The sequence below is a fragment of the Celeribacter sp. ULVN23_4 genome (assembly GCF_054788345.1).
The window spans coordinates 247308-271015 of the sequence record NZ_JBTVYO010000003.1 but is presented as its reverse complement, the minus strand read 5'-3'; the positions used below and the strand labels follow the sequence as shown (position 1 = coordinate 271015).

The following is a 23708-nucleotide window of genomic DNA, read 5'->3' as shown; positions in this document are numbered from 1 at the left end:
AAGAGCAAACGATGTTTTCGCGTTACAAAAAATCCGAAGGCCAAAAGGGAGAGCCGATCAAGTCGGCGGCTCCTGCGGCAAGCACGCCCGCCTCCCCTGCCCCGTCCCCGGCACCTGAAAAGGTTGCCCCGCCACCGGTCACGCCCAAAGCGCACGCGCCCCGCGCAGCTGCGCAAGTCACGCCGCAGGACAAGGAACGCCGCCGCAAGGAACGTCTGGGCGAGATCAAGGTGGAGATGCACAAGCGGCTTCTCGAAGACCTGAACCTCGCCGCATTGGAAACCGCGCAGGAAAAAGATCTACGTGCCGAGATTTCCGACATCACCGCAGAGTTTCTGGCCGATCAAGGTCTCGTTCTGAACCGTGATGAACGCATCCTGCTCAATCAGGACCTCTATGACGAGGTGCGGGGCCTCGGCCCGCTGGAGCCGCTCCTGAAAGACGAGTCCGTCAACGATATTCTCGTCAACGGCCCGCAACAGATCTTCATCGAACGCGCGGGCAAACTTGAACTGTCCGACATCACCTTCAAAGACGAAAAGCACCTTTTGCGGATCATCGACAAGATCGTGTCCGCCGTGGGCCGCCGCGTCGATGAATCGAACCCTTACGTTGACGCCCGCCTCAAAGATGGCTCGCGTTTCAACGCTATGGTCCCGCCCGTCGCGGTGGACGGCTCGCTCGTCTCCATCCGTAAATTCAAAAAGGACAAGCTCGGGATCGACGATCTGGTGCGGTTCGGCGCCTTTACCGAGGAAATGGCCGCCTATCTTCAAGCCGCCGTATCCACCCGCCTCAACGTCATCGTCTCCGGCGGTACTGGCTCTGGTAAGACCACAACGCTCAACGCGCTCTCAAGCTTCATCGACAACTCCGAACGCATCCTGACGATCGAGGATACGGCCGAACTTCAGCTCCAGCAGACGCACGTGGGCCGGATGGAAAGCCGCCCAGCGAACGTCGAAGGCAAAGGCGCGGTCACCCAGCGCGACTGTCTCAGAAACGCGCTTCGTATGCGTCCGGACCGCATCATCGTCGGGGAAACCCGTGGCGAAGAGGTGATCGACATGTTGCAGGCCATGAACACCGGCCACGACGGGTCGATGACCACAATCCACGCCAACTCCGCGCGCGATGGGGTGTCACGTCTGGAAAACATGATCGCCATGGCCGGCATCGAGATGCCGCTGAAGGCGGTGCGTTCTCAGATCGCCTCGGCTGTGAACCTGATCGTTCAGGCCTCGCGTCTGCAAGACGGCTCCCGCCGCATGGTCTCCATCACCGAGATCACCGGCATGGAAGGCGACGTGATCTCGATGCAGGAAGTGTTCCGCTTCCAACGCACGGGCCTGACGCCCGACAACAAGATTATCGGTCATTTCACTGCGACCGGGGTCCGAAGCCACTTCTCGGACCGTTTCCGGATGTGGGGCTACGACCTGCCGCCGTCGCTGTTCGAGCCGACCAACCCGCGCTAAGGAGCCCACCTCATGATCATCTCTATGGAACCGATCATTTATGGCATCATCTTTGTTGCCGTGCTGCTTCTCGTCGAGGGCATCTACCTGACCGTGTTCGGCAAATCGATCTCGCTGAACTCCCGCGTCAACCGACGCTACGAATTGCTCGAAAAAAGCTCAGGGGACCGCGAAGAGGTACTCAACCAGCTTCGCAAGGAGATGAGCCAACACCTCAAGTCGCGTCAGGTGCCGCTCTATTCCGTGCTGGCCGAAAAGGCGCAGAAAGCCAATATCGCCTTCTCACCGACCCAGCTCGTCATGGTGATGGCGCTTCTGAGCATGGTGGCTTTCGTTGGCCTTTCGGTCGGCACCGCCGCCTCTCTGCCAATCCGACTTGTGGTCTCAGTCGCTATGGGCGTCGGGGCCGTCTATGTCTGGATTCAGGGCAAGGCCAAAAAGCGTCTTGGTCTGATCGAAGAACAGCTGCCAGATGCCGTAGAGCTCATGGTGCGTAGCCTTCGCGTCGGTCACCCCTTCTCCAACGCGCTCACCATCGTCTCCAAAGAAGTGCCCGACCCGCTGGGCACAGAAATGGGCGTAATCTCGGATGAAAGCGCCTATGGCCGCGATGTGGGCGAAGCCCTGAAAGACATGGCCGAACGTCTCGACATGCAGGATTTACGCTTCCTCGCGGTCGCCGTATCGATCCAACAGCAATCCGGTGGTAACCTCGCCGAAGTGCTCGACGGCCTCGCCAAGGTGATCCGGTCGCGCTTCAAACTGTTCCGCCGCGTGAAAGCCATCACCGCAGAGGCGCAATGGTCCGGCAAGTTCTTGTCGGGGTTCCCGCTCGTTGCTCTTTTGCTGATCTCATTGATGAAACCCGACTATTACGACTCGGTGAAAGACACCTCCGCCTTCATCCCCGCCTGTCTCGTCGTTGCAGGCTTTCTGGTGGCGAATATTTTCGTGATGAAGTCGCTTGTGAACATCAAGGTCTGAGGGAGGTCATATATCATGCAAAATCTCTTTGCTTCGCTTCTCGGCGATCAACTTGGCCCTTTCGGCCCACTGATCCTCATTGGCTCGCTCGGCGTGGTGTTGATCCTCTTCGCCCTCCCTGTGCTGCTGAACAAGAAGCAAGATCCGATGGATCGCTTGAAAGAGAGCAACCAGGACAAAAAGGTCAACAGCACCTCTAAGGCCAAACTGCGCTATGAGGATAAGAAAGGCGCGAAGCTTGAAAAGTATTCCGCCTTTCTTGAGCCGCAGGATGAAGAAGAATATTCCGCTGCCCAGCTGAAGATGATTCAGGCGGGCTATCGCGGCAAAAACGCGGTCCGCATGTTCCACTTCGCACAATTCGCGATGGGCCTTGGCGCTCTGGCCTTCGGCGTCTTGTTTGCAATGTTCAAATCCACGCAACAGGACATGACCCCGAAATCCTTGATCCTGACCGTCCTGCTTCCGGCCTGTATCGGTTACATGGCCCCGAAATACTGGGTCACCCGCCGCGTCGAAACCCGCAAGGAAGAGATCACCAACGGCTTTCCCGACGCGCTCGACTTGATGCTTGTCTGCGTCGAGGCTGGTCAGTCTCTCGATCAGGCCATCATCCGCGTGTCCAAGGAAATCCGTTCTGGCTTCCCTGCTCTGGCGGATGAATTTGAAATCGTCTCCTATGAAATCAAGGCCGGCAAGGACAAGACCATCGTGCTGCGGGACATGGCCGAGCGCTGCGGCGTGCCCGATGTCGCCTCTTTCGTTACCGTGCTGATCCAATCGCAACAATTCGGCACCTCAATCGCCGACGCCTTGCGGATTTACGCCGCAGAAATGCGTGACAAACGCGTAATGCGCGCCGAAGAAGCCGCAAACAAGTTGCCTACAAAGATGACCCTTGCCACAATGATGCTCACCGTGCCGCCGCTTTTGATCATTCTGATCGGACCTTCGGTTTATGACATCTATGTTCTGCTTTCTGAGGCCCAGTTCTGATCCCGGTCCGCGCCTCAGAAATGCAAAACAGTTAACAGCAAGGGACACCATGTCTCGACATCATGCGCGCCGCCCCATCGGGGCCGCGCTTTTCCTCTTTCTCCTAACCGCCTGCGCCGATGATCGGCTTAAACCAATCAAGGATGCGGGTGATTATCCGCCCCCCGGAATCGATCTTGCCGAAGATTCCCAAGACGGGTTGATCGTTGGTCATCGCCTGATGTCCGCCGGGGAGTATGAATTGGCGCTCAAAGCCTATTACCGCGCCGTGCCCCATCAGGGCATGACCGTCGATACCCTGTCCGCAATCGGGTCGGCCAAACTGAAACTTGGCCGTCTCGGACAGGCCGAAACCGATCTGCGGCGCGCGACAGATCTGGATGACAGTTTCGTTCCGGCCTGGAACAACCTTGGCGTCGTGCTGATGGAACAGGGGAAATACGGCGAGGCCGAACGCGTCTTCCGTACCGCCTTTGCCCTCGACAGTGGCCAATCTGCCGAAATTCGAGAAAACCTGCGCTTGGCGCTCGCAAAACTCGAAAACCCCACGTATAGTGGGGAAAACGAGAGCAATTTTACCTTGGTGCGCAGCGGGACGAGCGAATATTTGATCCTCGCACGCTGAGCTGATCAAGAGCCCGAAAATGGGCCAATTGGCGAAACCGAGGAAGACACTGAGTTGAGGCATACGAGGGACAAAGAGGCATAACGCCCGAGCCCGAGCAGACAGAGGATAGCAGGCATCATGCGTAACCTTCATGTGATCACCCTCGCGCTGGCGGGCTCCGTGGCCTTGACGGCCTGTCAAAAGCCCTTTGGCGGCGATGTCCGGCGCGCCGATCTGACCGTCAACGCGATCGAAGGCACCGGCCTCTCCGATGTGATGCTCAACGCCGCCGACCCGGCAGAATCCGTAAACTATTTCACGCGGGCAAGCGCTGAGAACCCGGACCGCATCGATCTGCAACGCGGGCTGGCGAAATCGCTGATCCGTGCAGGGCAAAACGATGCAGCTGTCACGGCGTGGAAAAAAGTCACCACTCATGGCGAGGCCACAATGGATGACCGCGTCGATTATGCCGATGCGCTGATCCGGACCGGCAACTGGAAAGAGGCCGAAGCCCAGCTCGATGCCGTGCCGCCGACCCATGAGACCTACAAACGCTACCGTCTTGAAGCCATGGTCGCCGACAGCCATCAGGAATGGAAGAAAGCCGATAGCTTCTACCAGACCGCCGTCGGCCTCACGACCCGCCCCGCTGGCGTGTTGAACAACTGGGGCTATTCGAAGCTGACCCGCGGCGACTACTCGGAAGCCGAGAAACTCTTCGCCAAGGCCATCACCTACGACCCGAGCCTCTTCACCGCCAAGAACAACCTCGTTCTGGCCCGTGGCGCACAGGGCAAATACGATATGCCCGTGATGGAGATGACCCAGACCGAGCGCGCCCAGCTGCTTTACACGCTGGGCCTCGCCGCCGTGAAAGCGGGCGATGTGAACATCGGTAAAGGCTTGATAAAGGAAGCCATCGACACCCATCCGCAGCATTTCGAAGCGGCCGTGCGCTCGCTGCGCGCGCTGGAAGCCAACGTCTCGAACGGCTGATCTGATCCATGCTCACCCTGCCCTCTCAGGCCGCGCTCTGGTTCCTGCTGCCCGTCGCTCTGGTGTCTTTCATCGCCGCCTTCAATGACCTGAAGCGGATGAAACTGCCCAACCCCGTCGTCTTGACGCTGGTCGCGATCTACGTGGTCATGGGACCGTTCCTGTTGCCTTTTGATCAATATCTTTGGGGCTTCCTGCATGGTGCAGTGATGTATGTCGTCGGCATGTTCGCCTTCGCCTATCTCGGCGTTGGCGCCGGAGACGGCAAGTTTGCCGCCGCCATGTCGCTTTTCATCCCTCTGGCCGATGCGGGACCGGTTCTCACCCTCTTCGCGGCCTTCCTGATCGGCGCTTTCCTAACCCACCGCGCCCTACGCGCCCTGCCCGCTGTTCGGCGCGCGACGCCCGATTGGGTGTCCTGGGAGCACCGAAAATTCCCGATGGGTCTAGCGCTTGCGGGGACGATGGTGAGCTATCTCGCCCTCGCGATCTACCTCTAAGCCGCGCTCAATCCTTCACGACCGGATAGACCAACATCATAGGATCACGCAGCGGTGCCCCAAGTGTGAGCCCCGCCATCTCAAGTTTTGCCAGTATATCGCGTTGCACATCCGGGCTCATCGGACAGAGCGGCACGATGATCGCATCAGCATTCTCAAGACCTGGCGTCCCAGAATAATACCATGGCGTGCCCCCTTCGAGCGGCGCGAACCCGCCAAAGATCCAGACCGAGGACACAACATCTGCGACGAAAAACTGGGTATCGGCGCCGAAATTGAACGGCGACTCCTTTAAGCGATCTGCCGTGTAAGCGTCTACAGCTTGATCTCCCCCCAGCAATCGGCAGTAGGGCAGTGTTTCTCCTAGGAAACTGGCCGGCTCAAACTCTTCATCCTCGTATGCATAGGGCGCAAGCTCTGGATGACGATCCACAAAGGACTCACGCGCCAGAACAACACGCATGCGCCTCGGCTGCACGAACAAACCCCTCATCTCCGCCCGGTCTTTAAATTGCGGCTCATACTCCTCCACATTCACCGCGAAATTGCGAAACGCACTCGTGGCAATATTTTGCAAAGAAGGCGCAACAAGCGCAAAGGAGACCAACGCCAAGGCTGATACGGCATTGCGGGCCTCTGTATTGAAAAGCACCCGCCGTCCTCGCGCGGGGCGCTCTGCCAGAAGAAGCAGACACAACAGGATAAGCCACTGCGGATCATTCCCGAAATTCTGATAGGTGACATAGATAAATCCGGGGGCAAGCAACAAAAGCAACAACCCCACACGGTCGCGTCCCGCTTGTCGTAGGACGATGATCGACAGAACCAGTGTGAGACTGGCAATCAGGAAACGCGGCGCATTCAGCACTTCGATTAAGGACATGCCGGGTGCAGCCCTGCTCTCGGATGCGGTGACGGACAGAAGATCCGCAATATAGGCCGGAAAGAACTCAACCCCATAGATCGCCACAACAAAAACTGCGATCAACAGCCCCGTCACAAGCCCGGAAATCAGGCTCCGCCAAGCGCCGCGCAGAATGATCCCGAGCGTGATCGGAAGAACAAACCCAACGAAATAGGTGGGTTTGATCAGCGCCAGAAACGCCAGCATTGCACCAATAATCACGCCGTCCCACACCAGAGCACGCGCCCCGTCGCGTTCCGGCAGAACCGCCAAAAGAATTGCGATAAAGGCGGCCACCCAGGCCCAGCGATTATAATACATAGACACAGAGATGGCCGTCGTGCTTTCCCCGTGAATGAGCCCCAGCAACATCACCATTGCCACGACACCAAACCCCCAGGCTGCCAGCCCGGTCAGCCGCGACAGCGCCACGCGCATCACCAGAGGGAGGGCGAGAACGGCCAGCATGATCTGCGCAGCCAGAAAGGCCAGCCCCACCCCGAAACCCAAATTCATGAGAAATCGGATCGGCAAAAAGGCAAGAATCCCGATCGGAGTCGAGAAATCCAGATGCGGCACTTGCCCCAGCCCCATACGCAGCAAAATCTCGATCATATGTGCGGCATCGCCCTCGTGCCGATCGAGGTAAAGACCGCCTTTGGCAAGCTCCAAACCGCCGAGAACAAGGATCAAAACAGCAAGAAAAATCGCGTATTTACCCGTGGAAATTCTACTCATATGCCCTGCCCTGTTCATTTTTGCGAAAGGTTATGACCAAACACTGCGCAATGCAAAGCCCCAGGCAAATGAAAGCGCGTGAAAATCTTGGCTTTGCCCCGCTGCCTACGTACACTTGCAGCAAAAGAACAGCCCCGGATCGATACCGGGACCAGAACAGAGGGCAGTAGCCATGACCATGATGGATCCGACACCGAACGTGATCGCGCCTGTCGCACCCCGCCGCGCCGAGGACACGGGGCTTTCCCCGGTGATGATGCGCGACATCGTCTTGAAAACCATGTTCCGCACCAACCTCGAACAAGTGTCACGCCTGTCCGAAGTGCTCTGCCTGCCGGTGTCGATCACCCAAGACCTCGTCGACCGCGCCCGCGAACAGGCGCTCGTCGAAGCCACCGGGACGATGCACGCCGGCGCGGGCTCGGAAATGGGGTTCCGCCTCTCGGATACCGGCAAGGCCCGCGCCATGGATGCGCTCAGCCAGTCGGAATATTACGGTGCCATGCCGATCCCGCTCGACGTCTACGCCGAACAGGTCAAACGCCAGTCCGTGCGCAACATGAAGGTGACGCGAGACGCTCTGCTCGGCGCGATGGGGCACCTCATCTTGCCGCCCTTCCTCCTCGATCAGCTTGGACCCGCGGTCGGGGCCGGTCGCTCGATCCTGATGTACGGCCCGCCGGGCAACGGGAAATCCTCGATCTCCAACGGCATTCGCGATGCGCTTGGCGATCTGATCTACGTGCCCCGCGCGATCGAGTACAATGGCTCCGTGATCACCCTCTATGACCCTTTGATGCATGTGAAGCGCGAGGATCTGGATGATGACCCCAATGCGCTGCGTAAGACCGCAAACCGGTTTGACCGCCGCTATGTGCGCTGTGAGCGCCCTTCTGTCGTGACCGGCGGTGAGCTCTCCCTCGACATGCTCGATCTGGTCTACAACCCGGTCGCACGGACCTATCAGGCGCCGTTGCAGCTCAAGTCCACCGGCGGGATTTTCATCGTCGATGACCTTGGCCGACAGGAAGAGCCTCCGCAGAAACTGGTCAACCGCTGGATCGTTCCGCTGGAAGAGAGCAAGGATATTCTTGCCCTGCAATCGGGTGAGAAATTCGAGGTGCCCTTCGACACGCTCGTCATCTTCTCGACCAACTTCCACCCGAACACGATCTTTGACACCGCGGCTTTGCGTCGTATTTTCTACAAGATCAAGATCGACGGCCCAGATCAGGAAGGCTTCCTGAAGATTTTCGCCATGGTCGCCCGCAAGAAGAAAATGCCGTTGGACGAAGCGGCACTGGTCTACCTGCTCAAGGAAAAATACCCGACCATCGACAGTGTCTATGCGAACTATCAGCCAACCTTCCTGATCGATCAGATGATTTCGATCTGCGAATTCGAGGACATTCCCTATCAGATGACCCCGGAACTTGTGGACCGTGCTTGGGCCAACATGTTCGTCGAGGAAAGCGAATTCGCGCACTAATCACAGGTTGCGCAACGGACAACAAACGCCGCGCAGGAGCCTCTGCGCGGCGTTGTCATGCTTTACTCCAACGCAGTCGGCCTCGGCTGCCCCTCCCTCGCATTAACCTTAATCAAATTAACCTTAACGTGTGGAAGTACCGCAAAAGCACATAACAAAAGAGGCCCCGAAGGGCCTCTGAAACGCAATGCGTTGACTATAGCGTTACGCCGTCAGCCCCTCAGGTTCGGCAAACCCATGCGCCCGGCAACAGGCGGTGAGCGTGTTCGCCAGCAGGCAGGCGATGGTCATCGGACCGACCCCACCCGGCACCGGCGTGATGGCCCCGGCCACCTCTTTCGCCGCGTCGAAATCCACGTCGCCCACGAGCCGCGTTTTCACGCTTCCGTCGTCCTTGTAGCCCTTTTCCGGCGCCGGAATACGGTTGATGCCCACGTCGATGATCGTCGCACCCGGTTTGACCCAGTCGCCTTGGACGAAATTCGGGCGGCCCACGGCGGCCACCACGATATCCGCGCGCTTGACCACGTCCGGCAAATCCTTCGTGCGGCTGTGCGCGATGGTCACCGTGCAGCTGTCGCCGAGCAAAAGCTGCGCCATCGGTTTGCCGACAATATTCGAGCGTCCGATCACCACCGCCTCAAGGCCGGAGAGATCACCAAGCTGATCACGCAGCATCATCAGACAACCGAGCGGCGTGCAGGGCACCATGGACTTCTGCCCGGTCCCCAGAAGGCCGACATTGGAGATATGGAACCCGTCCACATCCTTCGCCGGATCGATTGCATTGATCACGAGGCTCTCGTTCAAATGCTTCGGCAAGGGCAGTTGCACGAGAATGCCGTGCACATCCTTGTCCGCGTTCAATTGTTCGATAAGTGCAAGAAGATCAGCCTCAGAAGTCTCTGCGGGCAGTTTATGCTCGTAAGAGTTCATGCCGACTTCGACGGTCTGTTTGCCTTTGGAGCGCACATAGACCTCGGACGCCGGATCATCCCCGACCAGCACAACCGCCAGTCCGGGCGTTACGCCCTGCGCTTCCTTGATCCGCGCCACATGGGTCGCGACCTTCTCACGGACGCTGGCCGCGAAAGCCTTGCCGTCGATCAGAGTTGCCGTCATGTCTTACTCCTTGTCCTCTGCGTCGTCCTCGACCGCATCAGGGCCCAGCACACGTTCCTCGCGCACGATCATGTCTTCGACCATCATCGCCCACATCTGACGCGCGAGCAGCGGTTCAAACCCCGCACGCAACGCTTCCACTTCGATATTGTCCAGAACCTCGTTCACCCGCGACGGGATGCGGGCCGGCAGGCCTTCCTTGGTCTTGATCTGGGCGGCGCGGTCCACATGCGCCTGCCGCAGCGCCAAGAGATCAATCAGCGCGGTGTCGAGACGATCGATCTGTACACGCAGCTCAGCCATGGTCTCGATCTCGGCAGGGTCTTTGAGCGGCATGTCTGACATCGGCGGTCTCCCATTTTTTCGCCATGTAACATGAGCGCCCGGCGGAGGGAACCTCGGGCGCAATGTCTCTCAGCTTTTCTGCAGCACCACGAAGAGCCGCTGGAACGGGAACCACGCCCGGCCCTGACGGTCGATCGGATAGGCCGCCTCTAGGTCGAGATCATAGGCCGCGAGGAATTCGTCCAACCGGCCTTTCTCTTCGAAATGATCCATGTAGGGGCGCAGATAGGTGGCCTGTGTAAAATGGCGCACGGGATGACCGAAGGGAGTCTTGATCTCCTGCATATACTCCGTGCGCCAGACCCGGACCTCACCGAAGGGCTCCAGAATATTCACATAGCTGCGCGGCGTCAGGACGTTGGAATTGGCATCGGTTTCCGGGAAAGCCTCCGGATCGAGGCGATGCGCCACTTCGCGAGCCAGCACATGCGACGGGGCCTCGTGTTGATAAGGCACCTGCATCGCGAACCAGCCCTTCGGGGCGAGATGTTCCATCAAACGCGGCAGGACCGCCCGGTGATCAGGCACCCAGTTCATCGCCGCATTGGTGAAGATCATAGCAAACCCGTCGCCCGGATCGAGCGTTGCGATATCGCCCTCGATAACCGTCTCGTAATAGCCGCAGTCCAAGGCCGCCGCGCGCATCGACGGGGACTGTTCAATGCCATGCAGCGCACGCTCGGGATAGCGCTCGGCAAATTCCGGGGCCACACCGCCAGAGCCACAGCCCAGATCGGCAATCGCTCCCTCCGGCAACGCACCAACGGCGTTCAGAAGTTCACGCGCCGGACGCAAACGCAGGTCGGCATATTGCGCGTATTTTCTGGGGCTCCAATCACTCATGTGGCTCTCCTCAAAGCAAAAAACGCGCCCGGTAAGGGGCGCGGTTTCTCTCTATCAGGCTTTCGGGCCTCAGGCCATGGGTTCGGGTTCCATCCCGCCATCGCCTTTCGGCTTTTTCGCGGTTTTCGGAATGGCCGTCACAGAGGCCTCGCCCGAACCGCCGGAACCGCCCTCATCCTCTCCCGCTTGCGGCGGCAGACCGGCGATCACGCGTTTGATCTCCTCGCCGGTGAGGGTTTCATATTCCAGAAGACCCTGAGCCAGACGCTCCCACTCTTCTTCATACTCGGTGATGATCCGATACGCTTCGGCATAGCCCTGATCGATAAAGCTTTTCACCTCTTCTTCGATCAGTTCCTTGGTGTGGGCGGACACGGAAAGACCCGTGGTGTTGCCCTGATAACCTTCGGCAGCTTCAGCGTAATCGACGTTGCCGACCTTGTCGGACATGCCGTAGCGCATCACCATGGCGCGCGCGAGTTGCGACGCTTGCTGAATGTCGCCGACCGGACCGGAGGACACTTCGTCGGGGCCGTATTTGAAGATCTCGGCCGCCTTGCCCGCCATGGTCATGGCGATGCGCTGATGCGCCTCGTCCTTGAACATCTGCAGCTTGTCCATCTCCGGCAGGCTCATCACCATACCGAGGGCACCGCCGCGCGGGATGATCGTGGCTTTATAAACCGGATCGCATTTCGGCAGTTTCAGACCGACGATGGCGTGACCGGCTTCGTGATAGGCGGTCTTCTCTTTCTGGTCGTCGGTGAGCACCATGGAGCGGCGTTCCGCGCCCATCATCACCTTGTCCTTGGCCTGTTCGAAATCTTCCATCGTCACCTGACGACGGCCGACACGGGCCGCCATAAGCGCGGCCTCATTGACGAGGTTGGCCAGATCGGCACCCGAGAAGCCCGGCGTCCCGCGCGCGATGATGCGCAGGTCCACATCGGGACCGAGCGGCACTTTGCGGGCGTGGACGTTGAGGATTTTCTCACGGCCTTTGATATCCGGGTTCGGCACGGTGATCTGGCGGTCGAAACGACCGGGGCGCAGAAGCGCCGGATCAAGCACGTCACGACGGTTGGTCGCAGCGATAATGATCACGCCTTCATTCGCTTCAAAACCGTCCATCTCGACGAGCAACTGGTTGAGCGTCTGTTCGCGCTCATCGTTGCCGCCGCCATAGCCCGCGCCACGGTGGCGACCCACAGCGTCGATCTCGTCGATGAAGACGATACAGGGCGCGTTCTTTTTCGCCTGCTCGAACATGTCGCGCACGCGGGAGGCACCGACACCGACGAACATCTCAACGAAGTCAGAACCCGAGATGGTGAAGAACGGCACGCCCGCCTCGCCCGCAATGGCGCGCGCCAGAAGCGTTTTACCGGTGCCCGGAGGACCAACAAGCAAAGCGCCTTTCGGGATTTTACCGCCGAGGGCCGAGAATTTCTGCGGGTTGCGCAGGAATTCAACGATTTCTTCAAGCTCTTCCTTGGCCTCATCGATGCCCGCGACATCGTCAAAGGTCACACGGCCCTGCTTTTCCGTCAGCATTTTCGCTTTGGATTTGCCAAAGCCCATCGCGCCGCCTTTGCCGCCGCCCTGCATCCGGTTCATGAAATAGATCCAGACACCGATGATCAGGAAGATCGGCAGGAAGGACAGGATGAAGGGCATGATGCCGCTTTCTTCCTGCGGTTTGCCTTCGACGTTCACGTCCTTGGCCAGAAGCTCGGACACGAGGTTCTGATCACCCGGGTTGATGGTATATTTCTGACGGCTGTCTGCGCCGGTAAAGTAGACCTTTTCCCCATCGACTTTGACAGAAGTGACCGAGCCATCGTCCACTTTCGTCATGAATTCGGAATAGGGAACGACTTCCGACGACATGCTCGATTGATTGCCGCCCAGCACCTGAAACAGGGCCAGAACCAGCATCAAGAGCACGAGCCAGAAGGCGAGATTGCGTGCATTGCCCAAAGGGGATCTCCTCGATTGATCTTAAACGCGCGAAGGAACTCTCACGCGCGCGCGGGTTTCCCTTAAAATAGGCATCAACGGCTCAAGTTCAATGCGATAAAAGCGATGTTAGGAAACCGTTTTGCGGGTGAATGAGCCTCGCCCGTGCCGGACCGTGCCCTGCAAGCGGTGCCGAAACCAGTGTATTGCCCTCAAACACCGCCGGTGAGGCCGACAGGGTTTCGCGCGGCGGTGCATCCGCCGGGCGCTCGCCCAGTTGCAACAACCCGTCCTCGCCCAATGCCCGGACGATATAGTCTTGGCCGTCAACACCTTCGATGATCCAGCGCCCGTCCCAGATCGCCCCCGGCGTGGCGACAGTTCCGGCGACTGCGGCATGTTCGCGCGTCAGACGAAAGCTCGCCTTTCCGCCCAAAAGCCGCACCCCGTGCAAGGTCGCATCGCGCCCGCGCAGCATCGCCGACAGGAACTCCTGAAGCTTCATCCCGCGTGGGCCGTAATCCGCCGATGAAATCCAGCGAAGCCCCGCCTCAACCAGACGTCGGTTCACTTCCGGCGCGGCTTCCGCGAAGCGGCGGCGATCAATAATCAGATCCCCCCGATCTTCGCGCACGCAGCGGAGCGCATGGTCATGGGTCGCGTAATCCAGTGCGGAGCGCACCTGCGACAGGTGATCCATCACGCGCCCGACGACATGCGCATCGATGCCAAGCTTGGTCAGCTCTCCCATCGCGCGGCGCGCCTTGACGCGGTCATAGGCCTCATCCTCGTTGGACGGGTCTTCCACCCACACTTCGCGCAGCTCCCGCAGATAGTGTCTGAGGTCGGACCGTTCCTGCATCAACAGAGGCCGCACCCATGTGATGCCATCCGACACCCGCCGCCGCTGCATCCCGGTCAGCCCATCGATCCCCGACGCACGCGCCAGACGCATAAAAAATGTCTCTGCCTGATCGTCGGCAGTATGGGCCAGCGCGATGGTGGAAATCCCCTGCCCTTTGGCCCAGTCGGCCATGAGGCCATAGCGCGCCCGGCGCCCGGCGTCCTGAATATTGCCTTTTGCGGTCTTGCCCGCCCAGTTGAGCGTTGTGTGCTTGACCCGCAACCGTTCACAAACTTCAGCGACGAACCGGGCCTCTTCCGCAGCCTCAGGGCGCAGACCATGGTCCACCGTCACCGCTTGGAGCCAGACCTTTTCCTCCTCCGCCCATTCGGCGAGGAGATGCAGCAAGGCCATGCTGTCGCCGCCACCGGAGACAGCGACGGCAAGATGATCGGGTTTGTCATATGCGAAAGCGGTGCCGACGAAATGGCGCAGCATCGCCCGGTTCGTCCCCGCCTCGGTCATCTGACTTACGGACATCCCAAAGCGGCAGAGTCCGAGACGGCCTGAACGGCTGCCGTGGAGCCCGGGAAGCGGCTGCCCACCTCGCCATACATGACACAGGCCTTGTCGGTCTGGCCAAGCTGTCCGAGCGATCCGGCCAAATGCAGAAGCGCATCCGGCGCACGCGCGCCCTCCGGGTCGCCGGAGAAACTATCGAGATAGGCGCGCGCCGCATTCGCGGTTTGGCCTGTCTTGGCCAGCGCTTCACCGCGCATGAAATGCGCCTCGGCATTGAGCGAACCGCCGGTGTAGGTTTGAGAGAACACGGCGAATGCATCGGCGGCTTGCTGATACTGGCCGCCTTCATAGAGCGCCTTGGCCGCGTCGAAATCGCTTTGCTCTGCAATCGCCAGATCGCTGCCACCGTCCTGCGGCGCATCCAGCCCCGGCGCGGCCACGAGATCGGAGGCCCCGGCCCCGGAGCCGGCTTCCCCGCCCAGCGGTGTGAGCGGCGGCAGATTGCCGACATCGCACCCCGGCTCAAGCTCGCAGAGCCGGAAGTTGAGATCGTCGAGTTGGTTGGTGCCGTCCTTGACCACACGGTTGATCCGGAATTCCAGCGCCTCCAATTTGGAGGTCACATTCGCCAGTGACGCCTCAAGAAGATCGACGCGCTCCAGCACCCCGGCCCCGCCGAAAGCGGTGTCCGGTGCGCCGGTGGTGGAAAGCTCGCGTTTGAGCTTGTTGATCTCGACGGAGAGCACCGCCGCCTCCTGACGGATATCCGCCAGCGTCTGTGCATCCTGCGCCACAGCCGCACCGCCAAAGGAGGCGAAGGTCAGCGCCGCACCAAGGATCATCGCTTTCATCGCAAGCTTCCCCTTTTCGCGCTTACATGCCTGCGCCCGCGGCGAGCACGGTCACAGCACGGCGGTTCTGGGCATAGCAGCTCTCATCCGAACAGATCGCGATCGGGCGTTCCTTGCCGTAAGGAATGGTTTTCAGACGCGCCGGGCTCACGCCCTGGCTGATCAGATATTCCTGAACGGAGGCCGCACGGCGCGCGGAGAGGGCAAAGTTGTAATCGCGAGTGCCCTGCTCGTCGGCATGGCCTTCGATGATCGCGGTGTAGGCCGGGTTGTCATTCAGCCAACGGGCCTGTCCGGCGAGGACCACACGGGCCTCATCCGAGAGGGTGGATTGGTCCACGGCAAACAGGATGCGGTCGCCGACCGTTTGGTTGAAATAGGCGACCGAGGTCGGATCGGAGACCGAGCCATCCATCATGCCGTTGGCCCCGGCAGCGCCGGTCCCGGAACCGGAGCCATTGGCACCGAAACGACCGGGGTTGGTACAGGCCGAAAGGCCGAGGGCGGCGACAAGGAGAAGCGCGCGGGATGCAGGGGAATTCAGAAACTTGGACATATGAAGGATCCTTTTGGATGCTCGTAACTGCTCTGGGTTATCGGGACTATAGCAGCCTCCCCCGGACTTGGGGAGGGTGCAGAATTTCACTTAAGCGTTTTGCGCCGCGAGGCGTCATCAGACGGGAGGCCGGGACTGGGTCCGACAAAAGTCCGACAGAAAGCCGACGCTTTGCCGACACGCAAAACCTCATTTCAACAGCGGCGACCAGGCCGGGTCGGAGGCCCCCGCATTGGTCGGCACACGTTTCAGGTTCCGACCAGAGATATCCACCGTATAGAGCGCGCTTTCACCGCCTGCCCCCTGGCTTTCGCGGGTGAACATGATCACCCGGCCATTCGGTGCCCAGCTCGGGCTTTCATCGAGAAAAGACGCGGTCAGAAGGCGTTCTTCAGACCCGTCCGTGCGCATCACGCCGATATGGAAGCGGCCCTGATTTTGTTTTGTAAAAGCAATAAGATCGCCGCGCGGAGACCAGACAGGGGTGCCGTAGCGACCGATGCCCGAAGAGATCCGCCGCGCTTCGCCGCCAGCGGCCGGCATGATGTAAAGCTGCTGGGTGCCGGAGCGGTCAGATTCGAACACGATCTGCGTGCCATCCGGCGAAAAGCTCGGCGCGGTTTCAATGGCGGGCGTATTGGTCAGACGGGTGATCTGCCCGGAGTTGATATCCATGCGGTAGAGATCGGTATTGGTGCCCGTAGACATGGAATACACAATCGACTGCCCATCCGGCGCAAACCGCGGCGCAAAGGTCACGGATTCGGCAGGCACTGGCAGACGACGGCGCGTCACCGTGCCCACGTCGAGCATCATGATCTGCGGCGTGCCGCTTTCATAGGACGTATAGAGCACCCGGTCGCCCGTCGGCGAAAAACGCGGAGCGAAAACAATGTAATGGTCGTCGGTCAGGTATTGCAGACCCGCCCCGTCGTAATCCATCACAGCAAGGCGTTTCTTGCGATCGTTCTTTGGGCCGGTCTGGGAGACGAAGACCACACGGCTGTCGAAATAACCGCCCTCTCCGGTGATCCGGGAATAGACCACGTCGGCCACCTTATGGGCAATCCGGCGCCAGCTCGCGGTGGTGCCGCCGAGTTGCAGGCCGAAGCCAAGCGGCGCTTCGGCGTAGATGTCGAAAACCCGGAACTTGACCGACAGGTTGCCGGACGCGTCGATCCCAACGGCGCCCGTCACAAGCCCCTGCGCGTTGATCGCTTTCCAGTCGGCATATTGCACGGCGGAGGAGAAATTCGTCACCTGCGAGATATAGGCGGAAGACGGGATCTCGCGGAACAGCCCCGCTCCCACCAGATCGGCAGCGATCACATCGGAAATTTGTTTCGCATACTCGGCGGCCTGCGGGGTCTCCGCGATGAAATCCGGCAGCGCGAGCGGCAAGGGTTCGATCACCCCGCGCGTGATGTCGAGTTTCAAGGGGCCCGGATCCTGTGCAAGGGCGGGTGCGGTGCCTCCGAGGGACAGCGCAGCGGCAAAGGCACAGGCGAGCGTGGTCAGGCGTTTCATTTGAACCTCATCTGTTCGGGATCGAACGTCATTTCAATGGTGCGCCAATGGGCATATTTTTCCACCGGCAATGGGAAACCTTTCGATCCACAGCGGATAATTGCGCGTCGGGCCACTTCGAAGGCGGCTTGTGCGCCCGCATCCGTGCCGCCCGTGTGGGACAAAAGTTTGATGGAGCCGTTTTGCGGCGTGCCATCTTCATTCATGGAGACGCTGACGGTGATCACCGTGCGCATGGCGTCCGTCGACATGGCGCCGACGTTCCAGCATTGCGACACGGCCACGCGCATGCCTTCGCGCTCGCCAGCCGTCAAAGGCGGACCAACCGGGCGCTCGGGCGCGGCAGGTGTGCCGGTGCTTTCGGCTGCCAGCGCAGCAGCAGCGGCAGCGGCCGCTTCGGCCACAGCATCAGACGTGTCCTCTTTCGGCTCAGCCTTCGGTTCTTCCTTCGGCGTAGCCGGTTTCGGCGTTTCCTGTTGTTTCTCAGCAGCCGCCGCCTGCGCCGCCAGATTGGCGGGGCGCGATTTCGGACGCGGTGAAGAGGACATGCCGGAGGGTTTCTCCGCCTCGGTCACGATCTCCGTCGTGGTTTCCTGCGGCGCGGCTTCCTCGACCTTCTCCTCCACAACCTCGGGGCTGTCGCTTTCCTCATTGGCCGCTTCGACCGGCGCGTCGGAAATCTCCGGCTTCGGCTCAGGCGCTGTCACATTGCGGTCGGAAATACGCGGCACCGGGCGCGGCGTCGGCTTTTGATCTGCGACATCCGGCAAACCGGCACCGGGATCTTCCGGGGAAATCTCCGGCTCGATCTGCGGACTGGGCGGTGTCGGCTGGACTTCAACCGGCGGGGCCAGCGTTTGCGGCGTCTCAGGCCTCGGCTCCGGCGCGGTCGGTGGTGGCGTTTGCGGCGCGGCCTGCTCCGGCGTGGTTTCTTCGGGCTGGCTCACCTCGGGCGCGCTCTCCGTCTCCGGCGCGCGCATCTCTGGGGCAACCTCATAGGTATCGGGCGCAGAGCTCCGATCCACCATGGCGGCGAATTCGCTCTCCGAGATCAGCGCCACCTCCTGCACAGCCACGTCCTGCGGTTCTTCGGGACGCAAAAACAGCCCCCCGAAAAGCACATAGGCGATCAGGGCCAAATGGCCTCCAGCAGAGATATATTGGCCCGCGTTCACGCGATCTGCCCCTTAATTCGACCCGTCGAGACGCGGCCCGCCCTGATCGGTCACGAGACCGATGGAGCGAAACCCGCCCGCGTTCAAAGCGCCCATCACCTGAGCCACACGCTCATAGGGCACCGATCCGTCGGCGCGCAGGAAGATTTTGTCGTCCTGACGCTCGGCAGCAATGGCTTTGAGCTTGGCCACAAGATCCGTTTCCGGCGTCTCGTTCGCCATCAAAAGCACCTGCCCATCGGCAGTGAGCGTGATGGTCAGCGGCTCCTGCTCTTCCTGCGGCAGCGCGGTCGCCGCCGTTTCCGGCAGCTCAATCGGCACGCCCACGGTCATCATCGGGGCGGCGACCATGAAGATGATCAGCAGAACGAGCATGACGTCAACGAAGGGCGTGACGTTGATCTCGCTCATCGCGGCGGGGCGACGACGGCCTCTCCGGCGACCGCCTCCCCCTGATTTCTGTACAACACCCGCGCCCATATCAGCTGTCCAATTCGCGCGAGAGAATGGTGGCGAACTCGTCGGCAAAAGCCTCGTAGCCGCCAAGGATACGATCGCTGTCGGCGTTAAGCTTGTTGTAGAAGATCACGGCAGGGATAGCGGCGAGAAGACCCAGTGCAGTGGCGAGAAGCGCCTCCGCGATCCCGGGCGCCACAACGGCGAGGTTGGTGGACTGCGCCATGGCGATGTCCTCGAACGCCGTTTTAATCCCCCAGACCGTGCCGAAGAGACCGACGAACGGCCCTGTCGAGCCGACGGTCGCGAGGAAGGACAACCCCTTGGTCATCTCTTCGCTCTCTTTGGCGATGGCCACATCCATGGATCGGTCGATACGCGATTGCGCGCCTGCGATCAGGCCGCCATCGGCGCGATGCGAGCGCCGCCATTCAGTCATGCCCGCCGCAAAGACCCGCTCAGGTGCGGTCATCGGCCCGCCGGAAATCTGGTCATAAAGCTCATCGAGCGGCTCGCCCGACCAGAACGCATGATCAAAGGCCGCCGCCTCGGCGCGGGCTTTTTTGTAGGAGATAAATTTCTGGATGATGATCGACCATGACCAGAAGGAAGCCACGATCAGCATCAGCATCACGATTTTCACAGTGAAGGTGGCGCGCATGAAAAGCGCGAGCAAGGAGAAGTCGATCTCCTGCGCCATCGCAAGGGTTTGTTGGTCCATGAACCTGCTCTTTAATCGCCTGTCGGCCGCATTTGCACGGCTCTCATCATTAGCGATGATTCTACCGCATCGTCAGGGGAAGCGCCAACACGAACATGTGAGGCGGGGCGCAAATTCGCGGAATTTCGACTGTTTAGTGCAGATTTCGGCGGAGATTTGCCGGAAGTCGCGCCGGATGGCCCGTCGCGGTCAGCGCCACGATGGTCACCTGTGCCGCAAAGAGCACATCCTCGTCGCGCTTGACCGTCTGGTTCAACACGATCCGCGCGCCCGTCAGCGCCTCCAGAGTGGTTTCGACAGTCAGATCGTCATCGAATTTCGCCGGGCTGAGATAATCCGCCTCGACCCGCCGCACGGCAAAGACGATCCCGTCCTCGTCCTTGAGCTTGACCTGATCGATACCTAAATCGCGCACCCATTCGGTCCGCGCACGCTCGATGAATTTGAGGTAATTGGCGTAATAGACGATGCCCGCGAGATCGGTGTCCTCGTAATAGACATGGACGGGGAATGTGTGGGTCATCAGACGGGCCTTTCGTTTCTGCGTCTCAAACTGTACAAATGGACCAGCTATTTTCACGAGGTACAATTTGAAAAAACTCTTGTCAAAACTGCACCGTCTGCGTTGGCATTCCGAACTTCATGTTCTGCGTTTTTCTCGCAAGCTGTGGCTGTTAGCCCCGATGCCAATCTTTCTCATGATCTTCTTTTGGTGTTTTGTATATGCGCTTCCAATCCTGCCGGTGGCGATTTTCACCATCTTGATCGTGGAACATGATCCGCAACCGCCCTCTTGGCTCTTCCTTGCGGCGACATTACTCCAAATGATCATCGCACTTCCCATGACGATCATCGGTTTCATCTACATGATCAAATGGTATGTGGTTGCCGTCAGCCTGATGTTCGGGAGAACCAAATTTGCCGACAGAAAAGAGGCTTTCCTGCGCGAGAGACTTGGCCTTCCTACAACCAGTTCTACCCCGCAATAACCCGCGCATAGAGCCGGAGCGCATGCGATGCATCCCGCGCCGAAGCCGGCAACATCGGATCATAAGACGCGCGCAGCACATTCGCCACGTCCGGCCTCACCACCGTGCCTTCTGGAGAGACAGCCAAAGGACTGTCCTGTGTGAATTCCACATCCGACCAGAGCAACATCGCCTGCACCGCCTGTGACAGCGCGATTACCTCGGCGGGCACCTCGTCCATTGCGCCGCCCATGCGCACGAAGGTGAAACACGCCTTGATCGCGCCCTGATCGTCGAACCGGAACGCCCGATACTGATGTGCCCCGCGCTCTTGCAGGGTCGCAACCCGTGCCTCCAGATCGGGGATGAGATCGCCCATATGCGGCACGTCCAGAAGCTCCGCCCAATCGGACAGGAAGAACACCATGAGGTTCGATCCGAGCTCCGGGTCCGTCTCCGCCATCTGATGCCCGGCAATCGCAACACAGGCCTCAATCGCGGATTTCACCGTCACAAGCGTTTCGTCCTCGACCCCAAAGACCACCGGCGCAATGGGGCGGCCCCAGCGCGCAAACACATAGTCGCCGTTTGAGCGCGTGAAAAACGCTTCGATGCTTTCCGGTGTGACGTCCATCTTGCGGCCCTTCTTTGCTACACCCCGCCTTTTGCACAGCGACGACTTGCGCGGCAACCCCCGAGACGCGTATCGTCCGCCCGGAAAGACACATGAGGCGCACGCCGGAGACACGCATGAGCAAGACGATCTATATCCTGAACGGCCCCAACCTAAATCTTCTCGGCAAACGCCAGCCGGAGATTTACGGCGCGGACACGCTTGCCGATGTCGAAGCGCTTTGCGCGACTGAGGCTGGCCTGCACGATCTCGATATCGTTTTCGCGCAGTCCAACCACGAGGGCGAGATCATCGACCTGATCCACGAAGCGCGCGAGAAAGCCGATGGCATCGTGATCAACCCGGCGGCCTACACGCATACCTCTGTCGCCATTCTCGATGCGTTGAACACCTTTGAAGGGCCGGTGATCGAAGTGCATATCTCGCAAGTTCACAAACGCGAGGCGTTCCGCCATCACTCTTATGTCTCCATGCGCGCCGATGCAGTTATGGCGGGCTGCGGCGTGAACGGCTACAAACTGGCCGTGGCGCAGATGGGGCATCTGCTCGGCTGATCGTCACTCCGTGTGGTCAGCAAAGACTTGAAGGATCGCGGGCGGCAAAGCTTTGTCCCCCGCATCCCCATAGAAGCGCAGACCTGCGGGCGGCTCAAACTCCGAACGGTCGACGACCGCGACGATCGCCTGCCCGTCCCGACTGAGCGCCACAGCGCCCTCTAGGTAGCCACAGGCATCGGTCTTGCAGCCCCTTGCGACAAGCCACTCCCCTTCCCAATGCAGCCAGCTCGCCTGTTCAAAAAGGGCGCGCAGATTAAGCAGCCCAACGGGGCCGACCGTCGCCAAAAACCGCCCCTCCCAAGCCGGATCATTGACCAAAAGCTTGGGGTGCTGCCCGTCCCATTCCTCAACTTGGGTATAGCCCATGGATTTCGGCGGCCCGAGGCTTTCATGGACCGCGTCGTTCTCGATCCAATAGGTAACATCCGCGCTCTCATCCGGCTTTGCGGACGGGGTCACCACTTCGATCCCGCGCGCGGTGAGCGACACTTTCGCGTCGTCATGACAGGTGCCGAACATCTCGGAGACCTTGGCCGGGGTCTCGGAGGCATCGACATAGACCCACATCTTTGGACAGGCTGTCCCACCCGAGCCGAGCATGACGAGCAGCATATCGCCATCCTGCGCCGCGATATCGAGATGATCCGCCGATTGCGGCAGATCGACGGGCTCATCGGCTAAATAAAGTGCATCGGTCTGAAACGGCCCCAGCGGCAGGATTTCGGCGATGCCCGACGCGGTTTCCGCACGATCTGCAGCCACGGCCATCATCGGAGTGAGGAAGAGACCGAAGCCCATCAGAAAGCGAAACATAAAGATATCCTGCCAGAGAAATTTGCCCCATTTGCGCGCGAAAAATCCTGAGAGGTCAAGCCTTTCGGTTTCCTTTGTGGCTCAAATACTCACTTCCCGAACAGATCGGACTGATCCGGCGCCTTCGGGGCTTCCAGCCCAAGGTGCTTCCACGATTTCTGCGTCAGCATCCGCCCGCGCGGGGTGCGTTGAATAAGCCCCTGCTGCAAAAGATAGGGCTCGATCACATCCTCAATCGCATCACGCGACTCTGAGAGCGCCGCCGCCAGCGTCTCCACGCCCACGGGACCGCCGCCATAGTTCTCTGCAATCATGCCAAGATAACGCCGATCCGCGCCATCAAGGCCCATCAGATCCACGCCAAGCCGCGTCAACGCCCCATCGGCCAGAGACTTCGTGATCCGCCCGTCACCCTCGACCACCGCGAAATCGACCACGCGGCGCAGGAGCCGCCCGGCGATCCGGGGCGTGCCGCGGGCGCGTTTGGCGATCTCATGCGCCCCGTCCGCATCGGCGGGCACACCAAGCAATCGCGCGCCACGGGTGACGATCTCATGCAGCTCTTCAGTGGTGTAGAATTGAAGCCGGGTCGGGATGCCGAAGCGGTCGCGCAAAGGCGTGGTCAAAAGCCCGAGCCGCGTGGTCGCCCCGACCAAAGTGAAAGGCTGCAACTCGATCCGCACCGTGCGGGCGGCGGGGCCTTCGCCGATCACCAGATCAAGTTCGAAATCCTCCATCGCCGGGTAGAGCACCTCTTCTACGACCGGGTTCATCCGGTGAATCTCGTCGATGAACAACACGTCGCGCGCCTCAAGGTTGGTCAGGATCGCCGCCAGATCACCAGCCTTTGCCAGAACCGGGCCGGAGGTCATCTTGAAATTCACCCCCAACTCGCGCGCCATGATCTGCGCCAGCGTTGTTTTGCCGAGACCGGGAGGGCCGTGGAACAGCACATGGTCCATCGCCTCTTCGCGCATTTTGGCGCTCTCGATGAACACCCGCAGGTTGGCGCGGGCCTCATGCTGGCCGATGAACTCCTCAAGCGCCTGCGGGCGCAGGGCGCGGTCGGCATCTTGCGGTTGGCGTTCTGGGCGTAATGTCGGGTCGGGCTGATCCATCT

At 60.2% G+C, this 23708-nt stretch carries 25 protein-coding genes; 9 read left to right on the top strand and 16 right to left on the bottom strand.

Going from position 1 to position 23708, the window contains the following annotated elements; genetic code table 11:
• Nucleotides 1–11: 11 nt before the first annotated feature.
• From ACYBHZ_RS10125 to ACYBHZ_RS10100, 6 genes are all read left to right on the top strand, one after another.
• Nucleotides 12–1478, top strand: coding sequence for a CpaF family protein (locus ACYBHZ_RS10125; RefSeq protein WP_460274153.1), 1467 nt, complete (start codon nt 12–14; stop codon nt 1476–1478).
• Between the two features lie 12 nt (nt 1479–1490).
• Complete coding sequence (locus ACYBHZ_RS10120; protein WP_460274152.1) at nt 1491–2462, top strand: type II secretion system F family protein; 972 nt, start codon at nt 1491–1493, stop codon at nt 2460–2462.
• A gap of 15 nt (nt 2463–2477) precedes the next feature.
• Complete coding sequence (locus tag ACYBHZ_RS10115; protein WP_460274151.1) at nt 2478–3458, top strand: type II secretion system F family protein; 981 nt, start codon at nt 2478–2480, stop codon at nt 3456–3458.
• 49 nt (nt 3459–3507) lie between these two features.
• The gene (locus ACYBHZ_RS10110; protein WP_460274150.1) at nt 3508–4083 is read left to right on the top strand and encodes a tetratricopeptide repeat protein; all 576 of its coding nucleotides are present in this window, start codon (nt 3508–3510) and stop codon (nt 4081–4083) included.
• Nucleotides 4084–4203: 120 nt separating this feature from the next.
• Nucleotides 4204–5064, top strand: coding sequence for a tetratricopeptide repeat protein (locus ACYBHZ_RS10105; RefSeq protein ID WP_460274149.1), 861 nt, complete (start codon nt 4204–4206; stop codon nt 5062–5064).
• 8 nt (nt 5065–5072) lie between these two features.
• Nucleotides 5073–5564, top strand: a complete 492-nt coding sequence (locus tag ACYBHZ_RS10100; RefSeq protein ID WP_460274148.1) for an A24 family peptidase — start codon at nt 5073–5075, stop codon at nt 5562–5564.
• Nucleotides 5565–5571: 7 nt separating this feature from the next.
• On the opposite strand, the gene ACYBHZ_RS10095 is transcribed toward ACYBHZ_RS10100, so the two are convergent.
• On the bottom strand, nt 5572–7206 hold the full coding sequence (locus ACYBHZ_RS10095) for a hypothetical protein (protein WP_460274147.1): 1635 nt from the start codon (nt 7204–7206) through the stop codon (nt 5572–5574).
• Nucleotides 7207–7378: 172 nt separating this feature from the next.
• Here ACYBHZ_RS10095 and ACYBHZ_RS10090 point away from each other — a divergent pair, with 172 nt between their 5' ends.
• Complete coding sequence (locus tag ACYBHZ_RS10090) at nt 7379–8695, top strand: ATPase (protein WP_460274146.1); 1317 nt, start codon at nt 7379–7381, stop codon at nt 8693–8695.
• Between the two features lie 204 nt (nt 8696–8899).
• On the opposite strand, the gene folD is transcribed toward ACYBHZ_RS10090, so the two are convergent.
• The 12 genes from folD to ybgC form a co-directional block, all read right to left on the bottom strand.
• Nucleotides 8900–9817, bottom strand: a complete 918-nt coding sequence (gene folD, locus ACYBHZ_RS10085; protein ID WP_460274145.1) for a bifunctional methylenetetrahydrofolate dehydrogenase/methenyltetrahydrofolate cyclohydrolase FolD — start codon at nt 9815–9817, stop codon at nt 8900–8902.
• Nucleotides 9818–9820: 3 nt separating this feature from the next.
• Nucleotides 9821–10162, bottom strand: coding sequence for a chorismate mutase (locus ACYBHZ_RS10080; protein WP_460274144.1), 342 nt, complete (start codon nt 10160–10162; stop codon nt 9821–9823).
• Nucleotides 10163–10231: 69 nt separating this feature from the next.
• On the bottom strand, nt 10232–11005 hold the full coding sequence (locus tag ACYBHZ_RS10075) for a methyltransferase domain-containing protein (RefSeq protein ID WP_460274143.1): 774 nt from the start codon (nt 11003–11005) through the stop codon (nt 10232–10234).
• 69 nt (nt 11006–11074) lie between these two features.
• Nucleotides 11075–12985 (bottom strand): ATP-dependent zinc metalloprotease FtsH, encoded by a 1911-nt coding sequence (ftsH, locus tag ACYBHZ_RS10070; protein WP_460274142.1) that lies wholly within the window; start codon nt 12983–12985, stop codon nt 11075–11077.
• 88 nt (nt 12986–13073) lie between these two features.
• Nucleotides 13074–14348 carry a tRNA lysidine(34) synthetase TilS gene (gene tilS, locus ACYBHZ_RS10065; RefSeq protein WP_460274141.1) on the bottom strand — a complete coding sequence of 425 codons (1275 nt, stop codon included), beginning with the start codon at nt 14346–14348 and terminating at the stop codon, nt 13074–13076.
• Complete coding sequence (ybgF, locus tag ACYBHZ_RS10060; RefSeq protein WP_460274140.1) at nt 14339–15181, bottom strand: tol-pal system protein YbgF; 843 nt, start codon at nt 15179–15181, stop codon at nt 14339–14341. The genes tilS and ybgF overlap by 10 nt, the downstream gene beginning before the upstream one ends.
• A 22-nt stretch (nt 15182–15203) precedes the next feature.
• Nucleotides 15204–15737: a peptidoglycan-associated lipoprotein Pal gene (gene pal, locus ACYBHZ_RS10055; RefSeq protein ID WP_460274139.1), complete on the bottom strand. Its 534-nt coding sequence runs from the start codon at nt 15735–15737 to the stop codon at nt 15204–15206.
• 189 nt (nt 15738–15926) lie between these two features.
• The gene (gene tolB / locus ACYBHZ_RS10050; RefSeq protein WP_460274138.1) at nt 15927–17264 is read right to left on the bottom strand and encodes a Tol-Pal system beta propeller repeat protein TolB; all 1338 of its coding nucleotides are present in this window, start codon (nt 17262–17264) and stop codon (nt 15927–15929) included.
• Nucleotides 17261–18439: an energy transducer TonB gene (locus ACYBHZ_RS10045; RefSeq protein ID WP_460274137.1), complete on the bottom strand. Its 1179-nt coding sequence runs from the start codon at nt 18437–18439 to the stop codon at nt 17261–17263. The genes tolB and ACYBHZ_RS10045 overlap by 4 nt, the downstream gene beginning before the upstream one ends.
• 12 nt (nt 18440–18451) lie before the next feature.
• The gene (gene tolR / locus ACYBHZ_RS10040) at nt 18452–18919 is read right to left on the bottom strand and encodes a protein TolR (RefSeq protein ID WP_460274135.1); all 468 of its coding nucleotides are present in this window, start codon (nt 18917–18919) and stop codon (nt 18452–18454) included.
• A gap of 1 nt (nt 18920) precedes the next feature.
• Complete coding sequence (gene tolQ, locus ACYBHZ_RS10035) at nt 18921–19616, bottom strand: protein TolQ (protein WP_460274134.1); 696 nt, start codon at nt 19614–19616, stop codon at nt 18921–18923.
• Nucleotides 19617–19749: 133 nt separating this feature from the next.
• Entirely contained in the window at nt 19750–20139 is a 390-nt protein-coding gene (gene ybgC / locus ACYBHZ_RS10030) for a tol-pal system-associated acyl-CoA thioesterase (protein WP_460274133.1), read from the bottom strand.
• Between the two features lie 67 nt (nt 20140–20206).
• On the opposite strand from ybgC, the gene ACYBHZ_RS10025 reads away from it, so the two are divergent.
• Nucleotides 20207–20605 carry a hypothetical protein gene (locus ACYBHZ_RS10025; protein WP_460274132.1) on the top strand — a complete coding sequence of 133 codons (399 nt, stop codon included), beginning with the start codon at nt 20207–20209 and terminating at the stop codon, nt 20603–20605.
• On the opposite strand, the gene ACYBHZ_RS10020 is transcribed toward ACYBHZ_RS10025, so the two are convergent.
• Nucleotides 20592–21218: a hypothetical protein gene (locus tag ACYBHZ_RS10020; protein ID WP_460274131.1), complete on the bottom strand. Its 627-nt coding sequence runs from the start codon at nt 21216–21218 to the stop codon at nt 20592–20594. The two genes, ACYBHZ_RS10025 and ACYBHZ_RS10020, sit on opposite strands and share 14 nt — an antisense overlap.
• Nucleotides 21219–21334: 116 nt before the next feature.
• Between ACYBHZ_RS10020 and aroQ the strand changes: the two genes are divergently transcribed.
• Nucleotides 21335–21772, top strand: a complete 438-nt coding sequence (gene aroQ / locus ACYBHZ_RS10015) for a type II 3-dehydroquinate dehydratase (RefSeq protein WP_460274130.1) — start codon at nt 21335–21337, stop codon at nt 21770–21772.
• A gap of 3 nt (nt 21773–21775) precedes the next feature.
• Here aroQ and ACYBHZ_RS10010 read toward each other — a convergent pair whose 3' ends face one another.
• Together ACYBHZ_RS10010 and ruvB are read right to left on the bottom strand one after the other, a co-directional pair.
• Complete coding sequence (locus ACYBHZ_RS10010) at nt 21776–22588, bottom strand: hypothetical protein (protein ID WP_460274129.1); 813 nt, start codon at nt 22586–22588, stop codon at nt 21776–21778.
• 89 nt (nt 22589–22677) lie between these two features.
• Nucleotides 22678–23706 (bottom strand): Holliday junction branch migration DNA helicase RuvB, encoded by a 1029-nt coding sequence (ruvB, locus tag ACYBHZ_RS10005; RefSeq protein ID WP_460274128.1) that lies wholly within the window; start codon nt 23704–23706, stop codon nt 22678–22680.
• Nucleotides 23707–23708 lie beyond the last annotated feature (2 nt).